The organism is Treponema sp. R80B11-R83G3 (genome assembly GCF_054786115.1).
The window spans coordinates 1-411 of sequence record NZ_BDHF01000530.1; the positions used below are offsets into that span (position 1 = coordinate 1).

Annotated in this window: 1 pseudogene; it reads right to left on the reverse strand. The window is 53.3% G+C overall.

Annotated elements, in window-relative coordinates:
* Positions 1-88: 88 nt before the first annotated feature.
* A pseudogene (locus ACYVRH_RS14810) lies at positions 89-411 on the reverse strand (hypothetical protein); the annotation flags it as partial.

The following is a 411-nucleotide window of genomic DNA, read 5'->3' on the forward strand; positions in this document are numbered from 1 at the left end:
GAGAAGGACAGGGAGGAGGGAAAAATGAGGAATAGCTGCTTGGCAGCTGTGTTCTGCTAGCTTCGTTTTATTCCTAATTCCTAACTCCTCATTCCTCATTTTTTCTCCCCCCAATATTCAACAAACAAAATCTCGACGCGCCGTAAGCCGCTATAGCCAATAACACAAATAAAAACCACCGTTCCTTGTTTGTTTTATTGCTTCCCGGGCTTTTTGTTTCCACGGACAGGGAACGAAGGTGGCTGATTAAGACATCGGCGGCATCATCGCGGTTCGCGTCAATGAATATGCCGCCCGTTTGTCCGGCGGCCATACGCATGGTTGCCGCGTCCCGGCGGCTGATAGTTTCTTCGCCGCCGGAAGCGGCGGCGCCGGGAACGGGCGCGCCCTCGTCGCTGCCTGTCAGTATTG